This window comes from Anoxybacillus kestanbolensis (assembly GCF_001996285.1).
In the GTDB taxonomy this organism is placed as follows: Bacteria; Bacillota; Bacilli; order Bacillales; family Anoxybacillaceae; genus Anoxybacillus; species Anoxybacillus kestanbolensis_A.
In genome coordinates this window covers 1-17101 of record NZ_MQAD01000007.1, presented here as the reverse complement: position 1 = coordinate 17101, position 17101 = coordinate 1, and the positions used below count along the sequence as shown (strand labels likewise).

The window sequence follows — 17101 nt, the reverse complement described above, 5'->3', positions numbered from 1 at the left end:
TGTCGTTATATTTCTTTTTTTGTTTCATATCGGACACTTCCTCTCTTATCTTTTATGATAGAGAGTTAACTAAAAGCTGTCCATAAAACTATACTAGCACCACCTCCATAAAAAAGAAGTATCAGCATTACACTGATACTTCTTCTACTAACCGATTAGTTTTAATAAATCCAACTTCAAAAGCATGTTCTAATAACTTTCTCATATATTCTTTATTGATTTCCGGAATTGTTTTTATTCCCAAAGAAGCCATTGTATCTCTACTATCAAAAACCGCTTCAGAATCTCTCGCACCGTCACCGTCTAATTGTGCAACCAATAAATTTCTAGCTTCCTCAGAAGTTTCTATATACATCCAAATTGGCATTTTAACCTCTGATTCACACAGCACACCCCATGCGGCTCAACACCTCATCCGGGTGTTGTATATAGATCCAAGTTGAGTTTCCGACATATCTCATCATGAATAGAAGACCGCTTTTCTGCCATAGGCGGCAAGATTTTTCTTGCCGCCCACGCATGACAGACAAATTCATTTGTCTGATAGCGTTTTCGTTCGGAGAAGTGGCAGAAAAGCTTGTTTATGTCCGAAAATTAAGCTTATCATATATAGTTTATTTAGAAATATGCTACAAACGCAAACCACCATTTACTGAAAGCACATGTCCGTTTACATAACTTGCTTCGTCACTTGCTAAGAACAGAACGGCATTAGCAATTTCTTGCGGCTTCCCCAAACGACCTAGTGGATTTTTTTTACATATAGATTCTATAACCTTCGCAGATACGGTTTCCATCATTTCTGTTTCAATATATCCCGGAGCAATTGCATTTGTGCGAACCGCTGCACCTTTGCGCGTAAATTCTTTTGCCCAAGTATAGGTCATACCAATGACTCCTGCTTTTGAAGCTGCATAGTTTGTTTGACCTATGTTACCGTATTCACCCACCACAGATGAAATATTAATTATAGATCCTTCTCTATTTTCCATCATAATTGGTGCAATTGCTTGAGTTAAGTTGAATACACCTTTTAAATTAACGTTGATGACGTGATCCCACATTGCTTCATCCATTTTTTGAATCAATGCATCACGTGTAATACCTGCATTGTTTACTAAAACATGAATTTGTTTAAATTCTTTCTTCACTGTTTCAACGAAAGCAGTAATTTGTTCTCGATTTGTTACATCTAGTACCACATGGCGCACGTTGGGTGATTCAAATTGAGATTCTATTACATCTAACGAAAATACCATTTGAGCTCCCTCATTAACGAATGTTTCGACAATCACTCGACCAATTCCTCGAGCTCCACCTGTGACAACGGCAACCTTACCTTGCAAACGTTTCACTTTATACACTCTCCACTCTATATCATTTTGCTTACATTTATAAATTTTCAGTCAATATCCTAACTTTCTTGCTTTTTTGACATGAACAAAATAAGTTAACTTTCTCACTCAATATTCCCCTTTAATTTTTCCGATATAACAAATATATACAAAAGCTTCACATATCTATTTCATTTACGTATATTATAAATGTCGTTCACTTTCAAAAAAGAAAAGGCAAACCCAATAGTTTACACCAATTGAAAATCCCTTTTATCTTTATTTTTTATTTTTTGGTGATTTGATTTCCATAGAAAGACACCAATGCCTGTTTGTCAATTTTTCCTACTGGGGTTTTTGGTATTTCTGAAATCAATTCGATTCTCTTCGGTACTTTATACGAACCTAACGATTTGCGGCAATAGTTCTTAATTTCATCGGCAGCCATTATCATTCCTTCCTTTAAGACAACAAACGCAGTTACAATTTCCCCCCATGTCTCATCAGGTAAACCGACAACAGCTACTTCAGCTACTGCTTCACACTCAGCAATCACATGTTCAACTTCAACTGGATACACATTTTCACCACCGGTAATAATCATGTCCTTTTTTCGGCCAACGATATAGAAGAATCCTTCTTCATCCCTTTTCCCTAAATCTCCTGTATACAACCAGCCATCTTTCAGAGTTTCAGCTGTTACGTCTGGTTTATTCCAATATTGGGAAAATAAGTGATAGCCGCTTATCACAATCTCTCCCACTTCCCCGGGTCCAGTCTCCTTTCCTTCTTCATTGACAATTTTCACTGCGTTATATAGCATCGGTTTGCCAACAGAGCCCCTCCGTTTATACACATCCTGTGGGTTAATAAAAAAGTTGTTAGGCCCCGCTTCTGTTAATCCGTATCCTTCTTTAAAAGTCAGCCCTTTTTCGGCAAAAGCGGCATAGATTTTATTGGAACAAGGAGCCCCCCCTGATAAGAAAGTATGAACCGTCGGAAAGTCTGATTGTTGAAAAGCCTTCGATTGAATGAGCAGATGGTACATCGTTGGCACAAAGAGAACGATTGTACACTTTTCTTCATTCAATAGACGAACAGCACGTTCGGGCTCAAATTTATTAGCGAACACCACTTTGCCGCCGATGTGCAAAAGCGGAAGAGACAAGACATTTAATCCGCCTGTATGAAACATCGGTAAATACGTCAATGTCGTGTCATCAGTTGTCAAATTCCAACTGTTAATCGTATTAATTATGTTGTAAAACATGGATTGATGCGTTAAGACGGCCCCCTTTGGTGATCCGGTCGTCCCTCCGGTATAAATAATAGTCAGTGGATCGTCAACATTAACTTTTTCTTCAATTATCTCTCCATGTCCAACAAACAGTTGATTGTAAGTATCGGATTGTAACTCCAACTTTTTTCCTTTATAAGTTTCAGGCACTAGTTTGCCTAGTTTTCTGTCATAAATAAATAGAGACGGTTGGCAATCGGAAAGAATATAGGAAATTTCCCCCTTCGAAAGACGCCAATTAACAGGAACAAACACTGCGCCGATTTTTGTGCATGCAAACAGTAAATGAAAATAGCTTATATCATTAGGCGACAACAGAGCGACCCGATCCCCTTTTTGAATACCAAGCTGTTTTAACGAATGAGCTAGGTTTGTTGCTTCTTCATTCAATTGCTCATAAGTCCAGTAAACCTTTTTTTCTCCATCGACCACTGCCACACGGTTTGGAGTTAAGGTAGCCCGTTTGTTCAACCAATCGATAGCCCAATACACATTGCCCTCCTCCTTTTCTTTCTTTACATTAAGCAGTATAAATAACAGGAGTTGCATTTTGGTTACAACGCAAAAAACAGGACACAAAATGCTTGAACAAAGGTCGAATCATATCAATCATGGTTCAGAGAGTTTTTTTTCGATCCAATTCAAAACAGGAGTAACACGGGCAATGTCTAAGTGATGATAGTTTCCAGAGGCCATTGCTTTTAAAGTGGCTCCCCGTTTTGTCATCCCGTCAGTATAGGTGGCACTCTTAACAAACAACAATCCATCACTTGGAGCCGCTTTTTCTCCAATCGGATAACCAAACCAATAGTAGTCTAAAGCCTGATTCGTTCCATACAAAACATAGAATTGAATTGCGGGATCTAATCCTTTTTTATTCATTTTTTCGATAAAGTTACTAGTTCCGTTTTGGCCATTTGAATTCGCAATAGCTATGTTGATTCCTTCTGAACAAACATAATAACTGCATCCACCCCAATACAGCTTATTCCTTGTATTATTAAAATCTCCCGTATCACTTTCAAAGTTAAACCAAACCGGGTCATTCGGATCGTCCACCCAATTATGGAGAAGCTGAGTTTGCCCCTCAAAATAGTTTCCATCACCATAAGTATCAGTCATACTCCAACGGTAATAATTCCGATAGTTGTAATAAATGTACGCATTGTAAAAGGCTACAGGTGCATTAAGAGTCCCATCAATTGTATTGGTATTCGCTAAATAGTAACGAAACATCGTATCTAGCCCTTTAAAAGGAGCGGCAATCGCTACATATTTGCGGACGTCTCCTCGAAAGTTTGTCATCCAAGCAGTATCAGACCAATCATCATTCAACGAACTCATATAAGCAATGGAAGAAATATTCCCTTTACTATGAGCAACAATATCCACTTTTGCTGCCCCTGTTTTCTCCTTAATGATAGAAATGGCATCAGCAATTAATTGTCCTTGGAATAAATTGTTTCCATGTGTATGCGGAAACGAAATGGCAAAAACAGCGTAACCTCTCTCCGCTAAATATTGCATTAACCCAGGCTTATCAATTGAGCTAGGCGTTTCCTTATCCCACGGATGAGCCCATGCACGATTCATATCATCTGCTGCACCGTGTACAAGAAGAACTGGATACGGCTTTGTTGCCTCCTTCCATCCTAAGCCATATCCTAAAACAAAATAACGATTGCTTTTTAAATATCCATAGCTGCCAAAATCATAGTCCTGATTTGAACTGCTGTATCCAACATGAACATAAACATCGGAAGGAAACCAACTTCTCACCTTGTCATTTTCCGGCAAGCTGATCCTAAGCATCTTTTCTTTCTCGCTGATCATTTGGCTTACATTACTCCCATAAACTTCTACACGTTCCCATGGATACGGATCGCTAGCGACAGAAATCAAAGTAGGTGACTCTGAAGCACTGACAAAAGAACTGAACAGGAAAGGAAATAAACTAAACACCACTAACAAGGCCAACATGAATGTTTTTCTTTGAAGCATAACATTATCTCCTCTCTCTTTCACATGAATATCTATAATAATCCAATAACTTAAGGTTACGATCGACCAGTTACATTGATACTCCGAGAAAATTCATTACCTGCTATTGAAGCTTTTTTAACGAGTTTTTACGACGGAAGGAACATATTCGTACGGCCTTGTAGCGGATAGTCAGCATCGCTCTCTAGAAGCTGTAGAGAACAACTCCTTTCCTTTGGCCAGAAATGATCGAAAAACATGGGGAGCAAATATTGGCACCGGTGTTGCAAAAAACAGAGACATACCATGCTGAAAAAATAAAGGGTCAAAAACTCAGCTATTGTGTTTTAAAAAAAGAATTGCAGGTGGTTTCTTCCATTTTGGGAGTGCTGTTCAGAAGAAAAGCTCACCAGAATAATCGAAACAATCTGATCCCCTTCCGCCAATTTGTTTTAAAAAAAACGCCTGCTACTAAACGTTGCTTGCAGCAAGCGGTGAGAGGCTGTCTATTGCAAAAACATCAAGAAACAGAGTGCAATTCAATTGTCGAGTCTATCTTCCTTTTTTTACACCTTCTGCAAAAAGCTTGTTATTTTTTCTAGCAATTGTTCCAAATTATCAATAAGAGGGGAATGGCCGCATTCTATCAGCAGTTCAAACTCTGCATTCTCTCCTAAGTCTTCCAATATTTCATTAGTCATTTGTTCTGTCACCACAAGATCGTTTTCCCCCCATAGAACAAGGGTAGGAGCTTTGATGTCTTTTGCCTTGCCAGTTCCTTCTTTTACTCCGTTGTGAACCGTACTGATGTTAAATGTATTGAGAGCATGGTAAACATCGACGAGATTTTGCTGCGTGAGCATATCTTCCAAATATTCTTCATATTTTTCAGTAGAAGGTTGTTCGTTTGTATAAATAAGAGAATTCCATAATTCTTTTAAAAATGCTTTATTTTTTGTCCGATAAGCGGATAAGATCGGAAGTGTTTTCCCTGGATCGACAGCAATATCGGCTTTTTTCGCGATGCGGCATTTTTCTCCATTCGGTCCCATTTGATAAAACGGATAGCCTCTTGTGGAGGCAGACGCTAGTAAGATTAATCGCTTGACACGCTCTGGATAATCAATGGCAAATTGCATACTGACGGCGCCGCCAGTCGACCAGCCAAGCAATGAAGCTTTCTCCAATCCTATAGCATCCATAAATGCTTTCACATCATCGGAAAAGTCTTTGATCGAGTCGATCGGTGTGTGATAAGTGGAGATTCCAAATCCCCTCAAATCAAGAGCATAGAGTGTATAGAATGGATCAAAAGCTTCAAGTAATACATCCCAATGCTTTGATGATGTCATATTTCCGTGGATGAGAATGAGAACTTCATCTCCGCCCAAGCGTTCCCGATATCCAATTGTTTCTCCATTGTCGAGCACAACGGTTTTCAACTGAATGTCTGCCAATGATATCACCATCCTTCTTTCTTACTCTCTTCCCCAGCGAATCGTCGAAGCCCCCCAGGCATAACCGATTCCAGCGCTGACGAGTACGACGATATCTCCGTTTTTAATTTTCCCATCGGCAAGACCGAGTTCGAGGGAGAGAATTTGATCGAATTGACCGACATGACCATAACGATCTAAATAAATCGATTGCTCCTCTGACAGACCTAACTCGTTAAGAACAAAGTCGTGAGCTGATTTCTTCATATGCAAGATTCCTAAATAATCAATATCCTTTTCCGACAGACCGCTCTTTTCTAAAGATTTGCGAATCACAGAAAGAAAATGGTTCATAGACTTTTCCTCAAGGCGTCTTTTCATACCTTCTGGATCGGTTACATCCAAATAATGGAGACGTTTTTCAATCGCAGCAGGGAATATCGGTTGTTTCGTTCCCCCAACTCTCACAATGACATCTTCAGAAAAGGAACCGTCCGTGATTAAATGACTTTCCAGCAACTCATTACATCTATATCCTTTTTGTAAGATAATCGCTCCGCCTCCAGCTGAAAGGTTATACATGAATCTTGTTCTTGGATTACTGTAATCGATCAAATCAACATTTCGGTATCCTCCTGCAAGCAAAGCCGTTCGAATCGAAGGATCAGCAATCATCATATCTTTAGCCAGCTTTAAAGCCATAATTGTCGTGCAGCATCGAAGAGCAACATCAAATGCCCATGCCCGAATCGCTCCAATTTCTTGTTGCAGTTTAATGCTAGCAGTCCAAAGTGGATATTCTTTGTACTCTTCGCCAATATAAATCACTAAATCCAACTCTTCCGGCAAAACTCCCCCTTTTTCCATTGCTTTCTTCGCCGCATAAATTCCCATCTGACACGTATGATCCTCTTCACCCGGTATAGGCTTTTCTTTAATGCCCATTTTTTGTTCAACAACAGCCAATGGCAAGCCAGACAAAGCTGCTATTTTTTCCCCTGTCATTCGCTGTTCCGGCAAATATATTCCTGTACTGACAATCCCAATCGGCTCATGATTCATTCTGCTCACTCTCCAATGATTCCTTTTACTTTTTATTTGCATTAAACAATAAGGTTTTCTTTTTTTACATATAATACATTTATTCTCTTCTTCATCCTTGAAGTGTTTTCTCTAATGAAGACAAAAGGTCGTGCCACTTCAACCATACTTTACGAATGAAAGTCCTCTTTCAATGTGTTTGTGCTTCTCTCATCAAGCTGATTGGTTTGCTCTTTTTTATACATCCGCTGCTTCCACCAATGTTTCATTGTTCCGACAATTCCCTTTGGAAAGAACATCACAACGAGAATAAACACCATTCCAAATAAGATAACCCAACGTTCAAAAACCCAATGAACTTTCGCTAAATCCATCAGACCGTGGCGGGCAAACTCGAGCAACGCAGCGCCAATGACTGAACCAAACAACGTTCCAACACCGCCGATGATTGTAACTAATAAGGCATCTAACGTTCGTTCCACTGAAAATACAGTCGTATTGACAAAACGAAGGCTCATCGCATACAAGATGCCAGACAGCCCTGCGATCATTCCGGCAATCACATTCGCAATAACTTTATAATGTAATACTTTGTAGCCTAGCGATTCGACTCGAACTTCGTTTTCACGAATCGCCTCCAATACTTTTCCCATCGGCGATTGAGTAAATCGCTCAAGGAACAAATACATAACAACAAGAAAGGCGAGCGAAATGAAATAGAATGAAACACGATCACGAAATAGCTCAGGAACAACAAACGTGAACCCGTCATTGCCCATCGTTAGAGAACGCCATTTTTCCGCAACAACCAAAAACAAACTCGCAACGGCTAGTGTAAGCATCGCAAAAAAATGTTTTTTTAATCGAAGCGTTAACATTCCAACTAGATAGCTAACAACTACTGTAAAAATCACCGTGAGCAAAGCGGCAAGCAATACGGTTGAAATTGTTGCACCAAAATGCCTCAGACAGATAGCAACCGTATAAGCCCCTATTCCAAAAAACATCGCATGTCCAAAAGAAACGATACCTGTGTATCCGAGAAGCAGGTCATAACTCATGGAAAATATAGCAAGAATAAAAATTTGCGTTAAGATGATAAAAGCGGTCCTTGAATCGCTAATAAATGGAAAAACAAACAAACCAACAGTCAGTAACGCTAACATCAACTTAAGTTTTGACAAAGTTTTTAAGCGATTCATTTGCCCACCTCCTTCGCTGCGATGAGTCCAGTCGGCTTAAAAATAAGAATGGTAAGCATCAACACAAAGTTAACCGCCAACGATAAATCGGGGATAAAGTATGCGGTATAAGCCCCTAAAATGCCAACGAGAAGTGCAGCAATCATGGAACCCAGCACACTACCCATTCCACCAATGATGACAACGATAAAAGCTAAAATCCCGTATTCAAGGCCTATTTCAGCATAAATCACCCCAGAATAAGGTCCAAACAACACACCTGCTAAACTAGCCATCGCTGCACCTAAAATGAAAACAAAGAGAAAGACCTTCCGAATATTGATTCCAAGAACTTGCACCATTTCCTTATTAATGACTCCAGCACGAACAACTAATCCTAACTTTGTTTTATTTAACAAAAATAACAGAGCAAAAAAGACAACTAGACCAATGAAGATAATAAATAATCGATATTTAACTAAAAGGATGCTTCCGACTTCCCAACTTCCTTGCAGCCATTCAGGAGCAGTTGCTTGAATAATATTCGGTCCCCACACGACTTTGACAAATTCACTCAGGACAAGCATAACCCCAAGAGTGATTAAAATTTGCTGAATATGGTTTCCATACACCGGTTTCACAATGAACCGTTCCAACAAATATCCTAGAATCATCCCCGTAATTAAAGCAATGACAATACCCAGAAAAAAACTTTCCGTCGCACTATAAGCCCAAATTCCAGCATACGCTCCCCACAAAAACAATGCACCGTGAGCAAAATTTAACACATCCATTAATCCAAAAATGAGTGTTAGCCCCGCAGCAAGCAGAAAAATAAGCATCCCAGTTGCTAAACCATTGATCGTAATGTTGATGAAAAGATCCATTTCATTCCCTCCTTTCAAGCAATCCCTAAATATTGTTTCTTTAACTGCTCATCCTCCTTTAGTTCTTTCATCAAGCCACTGTGCACAGTACGACCATCGTCGATAATGTAAAAGCGATCTCCAATCGCACTTGCCATTATGAAATTTTGTTCAACCAGTACGACCGTTGTCTGTTCTTTCATCTGCTGGATCGAATCCATTACCTTTTCAACGACAATTGGTGCCAAACCTTTGCTTGGCTCATCAATTAGGAGAAGATTATTGTCGTTGATATATGCTCTCGCAATCGCCAGCATTTGCTTTTGTCCCCCGCTCAAATTTCCCCCTTGCTTTTTCCAGAATTTTTTTAAATCCGGGAACAAGTCCAACACCCATTCGAGACGTTCCATTGTTCGCTCATCTTTATTCTTTATAGCTACTTTCATATTTTCTTCCACAGTCAATGCTCCAAAAATTCCTTGATCTTCAGGAACATAACCGATGCCAATGTTTGAAATTTGATGAGTCGGCCATGTCTGAATCTCTTGATCTTTGTAAAAAATTTTTCCTTCTCTTACAGGAGTAAGACCCATAATCGAGCGGAGAGTCGTTGTTTTCCCAGCCCCATTCCGCCCAAGAAGAACAGTTACTTCCCCAACCCGTACTTCAAAGGACACCCCTTGCAAAATATGATACTGCTCAATGTACGTTTGGATTGCTTCAACCTTAAGAAGCGTCATTGTACAGCCCCCCCAAATACGCAGATTGAACTTGCTCATTCCTTATGATCTCTTCCGGAGGCCCATCCGCAAGCAGTTGACCATGGAAAAGAACCATGATATTGTCTGATAAATCAAGAACCATATCTATTTTGTGTTCAATCAACAAAATCGTTCGATTCCGTTGATCACGAATGTTGCGAATTACATCCAAAATCATCGGCACTTCCTCGAGTGACATGCCCGCCGTCGGCTCATCAAGAAGCAACATCTCTGTCTCCAAAGCAAGGAGCATAGCAATTTCCAGTTTCCGCTTTTCTCCATGTGTAAGATTAACCGCCATTTCGTTTGCTTTATTCACAAGAAATACCATATCCAAAAGTTGATAGGCTCTTTCATTTACATCCCGAAATTTTCTCACATGTGAAAACATGTTATAACGAATCCCCTTTTGAGATTGAACAGCAAGACGAACATTCTCATAACAAGTTAAATTAGGAAAGACATTTGTGATTTGAAAAGAGCGTCCAATCCCCAGTCTTGTTCGTTCAGCTGGTGATAAAGAGGTAATATCCTTGCCATCGAAAAACACGCTCCCTTTTGTTGGCTTAAGTTGACCGCTAAGCATATTAAAAAACGTCGTTTTCCCTGCTCCATTTGGACCAATAATCGACTTCAATTGATTCCGTTGAATTTTGACCGATACATTATCCACTGCCACATGTCCACCAAACACAATAGTCAATCCGTTTGTTTCCAAAATGATGTCATCCATCGCTCTCACCTTCTTTTTGAGTGTCGTTGGTTAAAATAAAGGGGCCGAACAGAAAGAGTAATGAACGTTCGGCTCCTTTTTTAATGATTAGCGATTTTTGATGGGAGGTGCCGTTTCTTCCGATGTAAGTTCTCTTACAAGGACGGGAACAGGGTAATCAAACTCATTCGTTCTTTTAAGAGTAATCGCATACATAGTTTGCAATGCCTGATGGTCTTCCGGTCGGAACGTCATTGGACCTTTTGGTGTGTCAAATGTCATACCTTCCATCGTCTCAATTAACGTCTCTGCATCCGTAACTCCTCCACTCTTTTCCAAAGCTGTTACAATTGCCATCGCTGCTGCAAATCCACCAGGAGTAAACAAGTCTGGTTCCTCCCCAAATTTTTCTAGATGCTTTTTGACGAGCCAATCGTTTATTTCATTGTTTGGAAGACTATGATGATAAACCGTAAATCCTTCCATACCGATTACTGCATCCATGGTCCGAAGAGCTGCAATGTCAGGAGCTCCAGTCGAAATTTTGATTCCGCGCTCTTGTACTTTCATATCAGCTAGCTGTCCCCATGGCGAATTAGCTCCAGCCCAAATGACAAACAAATACTCTGGCTTTGCATTGACAATTCGCTGAATGTTTGAAGAAAAGTCAACACCTGAAGGATCGGCATATTCTTCATGGACAATTTTGGCTCCCAACTCTTCAGCTGCCTTTTTAAATGCAGCCACCCCATCACGTCCGAATGCACTGTCTTGAGCGAGTGTGGCAATCGTAACTCCTTCAGCTGCAATTGCCGTTGCACCAGCAATCGCGTCTTGCGAAGAATTTCTTGCAGTTCTAAAAATATACCTGTTCCAGTTCTCACCTGTTATACTGTCAGCAACCGCCGGCTCAACAATCATAATCTTTTTATATTCCTCCATTAATGGAAGTACCGCCAATGTATCCCCTGAAGATGATGAACCGACAATAAAATCTACCTGATGGTCTTCAAGCAATCGAGTCGCTTTTTGAACTGCAACATTCGGTTGGGTTTCTGTATCTTCCACAATGTACTCAATCTTCTTTCCTGCTACTTCCATCGTTCCACCTGTTGCATACTCAAGACCGAGTTCAAATCCTCTTACTGTTTGTTTTCCATATACCTCCAGTGCCCCTGTCAAAGAAGCCAACACCCCGATCCGAACGACTTCTTCCGTTTTTTCATTCGTTCCCTTTTTCGGCTTATCATTCTCATTGCTTGCCACTCCTGCATCATTCGAACTACAAGCTCCCAATATCACCAACATCACCACCAGCAAATACAAAAAACATTTTGTCGTTCGTTTCATTTCGTTTCCTCCCTCGCGATTAAAATAAATGTCTTATCTGTATTATTGATTAATGGAGTTGCAAATCAGTTACAAGCAGACGAGCGTGGAAGCAAAAGCGCTGTCAAGAAGTCATGATTACAGTATGTTCTTCACCTTACCTCTCTCTAAATCAAATCCTATGGAAAAAAGATGATGTCCCAAAAGTACTGGGACACCTTTTTTACTGCAAACATATATGCATAAAATAACGAAAAAACTTTATTATAGTATTCTGAATAAGAAGCAAATCGCCTTCGATCACAATGGTAAAAAAGGCACATCTTTAATCATGGCAAACATTTTTTTTGTTGATTCCATCGGCTCTACACCTAGTTCCTGTTGTAAATGCTTTTGACACTTTTCAAATAATCTCAACGCATAGGAGCGGTTTTGCTTTCGATAATAGCAGTACATCAATAACCGATATGCCTCTTCCCAACAAGGATCATGTGTAAGAATAGACTCGCACCAACGTATGGCCTCATCAAAGCGCTCTTCTGCTACAAACATCTGTGCCAACCGTTCTGCTCCCCGTAAATATAAGAGAAGCAGCCGTTCTCTTTCTTCCAAACACCAATCATCGTAACGACTTCCTGACAAATAGTCTCCTTGATAATACTCTAAACCTCTGCTCAATTTCTCGATCGCAAGACGACGATTACTTTCTTCTAACCCTTCTTCAATCAATTTTTCAAAACGAACTGCATCAATCTCAAAAGAAGCCTCTTTATTTAATCCATAGAAAGTTCCTTCACGAACAATAAAGAATGTGTTTGCCCTGGCCTTGCGATTCGGTTCAATCGCTCTATTTAAAGCATTGAGTGCGACTTTAAAATCTCGCTGGGCTGCTTCCTCTTCTTGTTCTTTCCAGAGCAATTCTAGAATTTCAGACTTAGATATCATTTTGTCTCTTTTCGTAATCAATAATTGAAAAAGTTCTTTCGCCTTTTCTCTTTTCCAGCTCTTCTCTGATAGCTTTTCATTCCCTATCCAAACTTGAAAGTCTCCTAGTGTCTGAACACGAATGGTATAACCAGGATGAAAACCTAACTCTTTATATCCAAGGCGACGTAAAAGAGAAGAAACATAGTCTTCTTTTACATTTAGTTCCTTCGCTGCCAACAAGAGCGGGACAATCGTTTCAATATCTGCTGGACCAAACAATGTATGGTTTTCAATAAAAAACTCGTAATGATGATGCTTAATTAAAGTAAGAAATTCTTTTATATACTGCTTAAACGTCCTCTTCTCTTTTAACGCATCATAAAGATAAGCAAGCCAAAAAAGCGTCACAATGTACCCGTATTTATCACCACATTCCTCAAAGTTCTCTTTACATTTCATAAAGTAAAATTCTGATTCTTCCCATCGTCTGTTGTAAAAGGCGTTTATCCCAAGGGCTAATGTAATATAGGTGGTTAACCAGAGATCTTTTACACGTGAAGGCTCCTCCAATGCCATCTGGCCATACTGATAAGCCTTTTGATAATCGGTAAGCTTGCCAAACAATAAGCATAGTCCCATGTAGGCTTCTGACTTTCCCCTAGACATGTTGATTTGCTCCATCAAATCAATCGATGTCTCATAACATTTCGCTGCTAGATTCGGTTCATAGCGTTCTAACAGTTGAACGGCATGCCCCAACCTCATCCAACCACATGCTTCTACAAATGGCGCTTTCCTTGCTGCTCCCCGAAAGATCCCTTTCTCTGCTAATCGTTTTGCTCTTTCTCCTTCACCCGTATAAGAAAATATAATTGACAAAAGCAAGTCTGTTTCTCGGTGAGAGCGGGATGAATGATTTTGACCTTCTTCTTCAAATTGGGCATGCTCAAGAAGTTTTTTTGCCTCAAGCAACCTTCCCGTTCGTAAATAAAGTCTTGATTCTAATTCTACTTTCTTGAAATTCGCTTGTAACTCCTTACACTTTTCTAACCATTTTTCCGCCTCTTGCGCTTTACCAAGATTAAGAAGATTTTCAGCCATCAAGCTGTAAAGCTGAATTTCCCTCTCCACATTCCCTTCACTTTGTCCCATCCGTTCAATAGCCTTACTTAAATAACCATCTGCCTTCGCCGGTTGAATAGTATCTAGATAAATTCTTGCTTTTCCTTCTTTTCCAAAGCTTTCTAAATAGCGGTCTCGTTTTTCTTGTGCCAATTCTTCTAATTGAGAGTAACATGTAAGCGCTCTCTCATACTTACAAAAATAACGGTTGAGTTCCCCCTCAAGAAACCACAGCATCTCAAACTTATTTTTTACTTCCATTGAAAGCTTGTCGAGCACTTCGGATAATGTCTCTATCTTTCCTTCGCTTAACAATTGCTGACCATTGTATTGCAAAATATATGCGATTTTCTCTTCTTCCCCTATTTCTTGATAATGATAGATCGCTTTTTCGAATTGCCCGCTCTTGCAATAGTAGTCTGCAGCCTGTCTATGAACACGATAAAAAAAGGGCTCATTTTTCCTTAATCGTTTAAGAAGAAAATCGCGAAATAGTGGATGATAGCGATACAGACCTTCTCCTATTTGAACAATGAACAAATTTTGATCCAACAAATATTGCAACATCTCGTTCGTATCTTTCCATTGATAAAGGTCATAGCAAAGTTTTACATGAAACTCATCAAAAATAGCCGTTTTTAGTAAAAAAAGCTGCACTTCTTCCGGTTGATTAACAAACACCTCCATTGTCAAAAATCGTAACAACTCTTCGTTTGAAGCCGGATTCTCCCCTTGATATCCGTCCAGACCTCCTCGGATTTTCATTTGTTGCCAGATCATTTGAATGGCAATAATCCATCCCTCGGTTAATTGATAAATCTTGTCCACTTGTTCAGATTCTAACTCACAACCATAGGAATGAGAAAATAAAACCTCGATTTCTTCTTTTGTGAAAGCCAGCTCAGCTTCACTCAACTCCAACAAATTCCCGCGAACAAGCATTTTCGTAATGATATCCCAATGAAGCCGGATTCTCCCCGATAATACAAGGTGAACATGACTTGGTAGATGGGAAATGAATGAAATCAGCCATTTTTTGGTTTGACTAGAATGCTCTATAATATGGATGTCATCGATCACAAAAATAAAATCCTCCTGAATTGTAAACAACTCATTAATATATTCTGAACATAAAAACTCAATATCTTCCTCCAAGTTTGCTCGTTCTTCATTTTGTAAATAGTCAACTATTTTTTCTCCGAAATAAGGAAATCTACTCTGTACAGCATAGATCATGTGAACAAGGAAAGGAATAAAATCATCTTCCTGCTTTGAAAGGCTATACCAGCAGTAAGGTTTCGTTTGTGCACTAAGAAAAGCGGATAAAACTGTACTCTTTCCATATCCAGGACCTGAGTGAATAAGAGTTAAAGGATAATGGTATACTTGGTGCAGCTTTTTCATCAGATGCGGTCGATGAACGGTCGACTCTTTTAGCAACGGTGGAATAAACTTTGTTTTTGTTATTAAAAATCGTTTCGCTGCCATTCATACACCCCCTTTACATGGAGCTAAAGTTTTATTTTCCATCAAACTTTCTGCTCACCCTTCCTTAATATCAACTGAATGGGGATAGATGGATGAAAAGGAGTATACGTCATCGATTCCGTGTTTTTAACTTGTTATATATAAAATTATTTGAATATTCTTTATTTTATTATAAATAAAAACAGACATAAAATAAAGAAAGAAAAAAGCTCTGAACAATAGGAGTAGCTTTTAGATGAAATAAATAAAAATAAGTGCAAATGAGTGAATTTTGCAGTATATTTTCTATAAATTAGGATATATACTCCATCTTTAAGGAGTACACAGTATATACATGATAAGGAGGAAGAGAAGGAGATGGAAACTGTAATTCGCGAGAAATCTAGTATAAGGGAATCAATTATTGAGTCGTTGAAAGAAGTTGAGTTAATGCATAAAGGTAAACTTCCTAAAAAAACATGGTGTGAAACGATGAAAGAAATTGAGTCAGAGCATTCATAATGTATACACTCGAAAGCGTTTACGGAGCTGTCGATCAGACTAGCCCTCCTCCCACTAAACAAATGACCTCCCGTTTAAGATTATCTATTGTTCTTTCTCAGCCATAAAAAAATCCCCTCAGAATAGACTCCCAAGAACGTCACTGTCTATCTGTAGGGGGAATATCGCCTTTTTATGATGCTTATTCATAAAAAATGTGAAATCTCTTCCACGTTTCTTCTAAATCGGATAAATGCTTTTCAACTTCGCTCCGCTTTCTACGGCCAACTTCGGTAATAAGGGCATTGATTAAACTTAACGGCGCGACAAATGAGTCGATAAACGACGGCATTTCCGTCGGAGCGCATAATGTAACATTTCCATAAGGGACTAATGGAGATAATAGGTGGTCTGTAATAGCGATAATTTTTGAGCCGCGGTCTTTCGCAAAAGCAACCGCTTCGATTGTGCTTTTTGTGTAGCGGGCAAAACTGAGCGCAATCACAACATCATCTTCGTTAAGGCGAAACAGCTTTTCCGATATACCATGCGGATTGCGGATGAGTTCAGCGTTCTCCAGTAATACATCGAGATAAAACTCTAAAAATGTTCCTAGCGAAACGGCGCTTCGGTTCGCAATGATGAAGATTCGCTTCGCCTCAATAATGTATTGCACGGCCTGCCGAAATGATTCCATGTCCATTTGCGCCGACATCGCTTTTATGGTATTATGTCAAGAAAATAGACACGTAAAATCGAGAAAAACTTTAAAACCCTACTACCGCACTTCGTTTGGTGGCCTCTTGAGAAGGAGAACGGTTTGGTAAACCCTTCCCCTCCTCAAGAGGAAAGATGCCCCTTATATCGTGACTTTGTGGAGAGAAGAGTTCACTGCTTTTTGCCTTGCTGATACATCTTCTCATACGCCATCGGAGATATGTACTCGTTAGCGGAATGAATTCGCTCGGCATTATAAAAACACTCAATATATTCAAAAATCCGATGTTTGGCCTCTTCCCTTGTTGCAAAGGTCTCGTGAAAAATCAGTTCCTTTTTTGATGATGCTGTGAAACGATTCCGCACATGCGTTATCATAGCAGTTTCCTTTTCGACTCATGCTGGTTTGCATTCCGTGCTGTCGTAAGAT

The 17101-nt window shown here is 39.5% G+C and carries 15 protein-coding genes and 1 pseudogene; 2 read left to right on the top strand and 14 right to left on the bottom strand.

Annotated features, from left to right (window positions below):
* Positions 1–127: 127 nt before the first annotated feature.
* From BO219_RS07020 to BO219_RS07005, 4 genes are all read right to left on the bottom strand, one after another.
* Positions 128–367, bottom strand: coding sequence for a hypothetical protein (locus tag BO219_RS07020; RefSeq protein ID WP_198936664.1), 240 nt, complete (start codon positions 365–367; stop codon positions 128–130).
* 262 nt (positions 368–629) lie between these two features.
* Complete coding sequence (fabG, locus tag BO219_RS07015) at positions 630–1355, bottom strand: 3-oxoacyl-ACP reductase FabG (RefSeq protein WP_077428996.1); 726 nt, start codon at positions 1353–1355, stop codon at positions 630–632.
* A 265-nt stretch (positions 1356–1620) separates the two neighbouring features.
* Positions 1621–3123 carry an acyl-CoA synthetase gene (locus BO219_RS07010; RefSeq protein WP_077428995.1) on the bottom strand — a complete coding sequence of 501 codons (1503 nt, stop codon included), beginning with the start codon at positions 3121–3123 and terminating at the stop codon, positions 1621–1623.
* Between the two features lie 117 nt (positions 3124–3240).
* Positions 3241–4632 (bottom strand): esterase/lipase family protein, encoded by a 1392-nt coding sequence (locus BO219_RS07005; protein ID WP_077428994.1) that lies wholly within the window; start codon positions 4630–4632, stop codon positions 3241–3243.
* Between the two features lie 251 nt (positions 4633–4883).
* Here BO219_RS07005 and BO219_RS14430 point away from each other — a divergent pair, with 251 nt between their 5' ends.
* On the top strand, positions 4884–5213 hold the full coding sequence (locus tag BO219_RS14430; RefSeq protein ID WP_143271277.1) for a hypothetical protein: 330 nt from the start codon (positions 4884–4886) through the stop codon (positions 5211–5213).
* On the opposite strand, the gene phaZ is transcribed toward BO219_RS14430, so the two are convergent.
* The 8 genes from phaZ to BO219_RS06965 all read right to left on the bottom strand — a co-directional run bounded on the left by phaZ (position 5178) and on the right by BO219_RS06965 (position 15474).
* On the bottom strand, positions 5178–6068 hold the full coding sequence (phaZ, locus tag BO219_RS07000) for an intracellular short-chain-length polyhydroxyalkanoate depolymerase (RefSeq protein ID WP_226373787.1): 891 nt from the start codon (positions 6066–6068) through the stop codon (positions 5178–5180). The two genes, BO219_RS14430 and phaZ, sit on opposite strands and share 36 nt — an antisense overlap.
* A gap of 21 nt (positions 6069–6089) precedes the next feature.
* Positions 6090–7109: a 3-oxoacyl-ACP synthase gene (locus BO219_RS06995; RefSeq protein WP_077428992.1), complete on the bottom strand. Its 1020-nt coding sequence runs from the start codon at positions 7107–7109 to the stop codon at positions 6090–6092.
* 149 nt (positions 7110–7258) lie between these two features.
* The gene (locus BO219_RS06990) at positions 7259–8290 is read right to left on the bottom strand and encodes a branched-chain amino acid ABC transporter permease (protein ID WP_077428991.1); all 1032 of its coding nucleotides are present in this window, start codon (positions 8288–8290) and stop codon (positions 7259–7261) included.
* The gene (locus tag BO219_RS06985) at positions 8287–9156 is read right to left on the bottom strand and encodes a branched-chain amino acid ABC transporter permease (protein ID WP_077428990.1); all 870 of its coding nucleotides are present in this window, start codon (positions 9154–9156) and stop codon (positions 8287–8289) included. Before BO219_RS06985 ends, BO219_RS06990 begins: the two co-directional genes overlap by 4 nt.
* A 14-nt stretch (positions 9157–9170) precedes the next feature.
* Positions 9171–9875 (bottom strand): ABC transporter ATP-binding protein, encoded by a 705-nt coding sequence (locus BO219_RS06980; RefSeq protein WP_077428989.1) that lies wholly within the window; start codon positions 9873–9875, stop codon positions 9171–9173.
* Positions 9862–10629: an ABC transporter ATP-binding protein gene (locus BO219_RS06975; protein ID WP_077428988.1), complete on the bottom strand. Its 768-nt coding sequence runs from the start codon at positions 10627–10629 to the stop codon at positions 9862–9864. The genes BO219_RS06980 and BO219_RS06975 overlap by 14 nt, the downstream gene beginning before the upstream one ends.
* A gap of 87 nt (positions 10630–10716) precedes the next feature.
* Positions 10717–11958 carry a substrate-binding domain-containing protein gene (locus BO219_RS06970; protein WP_077428987.1) on the bottom strand — a complete coding sequence of 414 codons (1242 nt, stop codon included), beginning with the start codon at positions 11956–11958 and terminating at the stop codon, positions 10717–10719.
* 279 nt (positions 11959–12237) lie between these two features.
* The gene (locus tag BO219_RS06965; protein WP_077428986.1) at positions 12238–15474 is read right to left on the bottom strand and encodes an AfsR/SARP family transcriptional regulator; all 3237 of its coding nucleotides are present in this window, start codon (positions 15472–15474) and stop codon (positions 12238–12240) included.
* A gap of 357 nt (positions 15475–15831) precedes the next feature.
* Here BO219_RS06965 and BO219_RS14555 point away from each other — a divergent pair, with 357 nt between their 5' ends.
* The gene (locus tag BO219_RS14555; protein ID WP_158074591.1) at positions 15832–15975 is read left to right on the top strand and encodes a hypothetical protein; all 144 of its coding nucleotides are present in this window, start codon (positions 15832–15834) and stop codon (positions 15973–15975) included.
* A gap of 181 nt (positions 15976–16156) precedes the next feature.
* Here BO219_RS14555 and BO219_RS06960 read toward each other — a convergent pair whose 3' ends face one another.
* The gene (locus BO219_RS06960; RefSeq protein WP_226373786.1) at positions 16157–16657 is read right to left on the bottom strand and encodes a MurR/RpiR family transcriptional regulator; all 501 of its coding nucleotides are present in this window, start codon (positions 16655–16657) and stop codon (positions 16157–16159) included.
* 185 nt (positions 16658–16842) lie between these two features.
* Positions 16843–17101: pseudogene (locus BO219_RS06955) on the bottom strand (IS3 family transposase); the annotation flags it as partial.

What these genes read in the sequence shown, in the direction of transcription:
- BO219_RS06980 (WP_077428989.1), bottom strand. Translation starts at nt 9,875, where the DNA reads ATGACGCTTCTTAAGGTTGAAGCAATCCAAACGTACATTGAGCAGTAT.
- BO219_RS07005 (WP_077428994.1), bottom strand. Translation starts at nt 4,632, where the DNA reads ATGCTTCAAAGAAAAACATTCATGTTGGCCTTGTTAGTGGTGTTTAGT.
- BO219_RS14555 (WP_158074591.1), top strand. Translation starts at nt 15,832, where the DNA reads ATGGAAACTGTAATTCGCGAGAAATCTAGTATAAGGGAATCAATTATT.
- BO219_RS06970 (WP_077428987.1), bottom strand. Translation starts at nt 11,958, where the DNA reads ATGAAACGAACGACAAAATGTTTTTTGTATTTGCTGGTGGTGATGTTG.
- BO219_RS06975 (WP_077428988.1), bottom strand. Translation starts at nt 10,629, where the DNA reads ATGGATGACATCATTTTGGAAACAAACGGATTGACTATTGTGTTTGGT.
- BO219_RS07020 (WP_198936664.1), bottom strand. Translation starts at nt 367, where the DNA reads ATGCCAATTTGGATGTATATAGAAACTTCTGAGGAAGCTAGAAATTTA.
- BO219_RS06990 (WP_077428991.1), bottom strand. Translation starts at nt 8,290, where the DNA reads ATGAATCGCTTAAAAACTTTGTCAAAACTTAAGTTGATGTTAGCGTTA.
- BO219_RS06995 (WP_077428992.1), bottom strand. Translation starts at nt 7,109, where the DNA reads ATGAATCATGAGCCGATTGGGATTGTCAGTACAGGAATATATTTGCCG.
- BO219_RS06965 (WP_077428986.1), bottom strand. Translation starts at nt 15,474, where the DNA reads ATGGCAGCGAAACGATTTTTAATAACAAAAACAAAGTTTATTCCACCG.
- BO219_RS06960 (WP_226373786.1), bottom strand. Translation starts at nt 16,657, where the DNA reads ATGGACATGGAATCATTTCGGCAGGCCGTGCAATACATTATTGAGGCG.
- BO219_RS06985 (WP_077428990.1), bottom strand. Translation starts at nt 9,156, where the DNA reads ATGGATCTTTTCATCAACATTACGATCAATGGTTTAGCAACTGGGATG.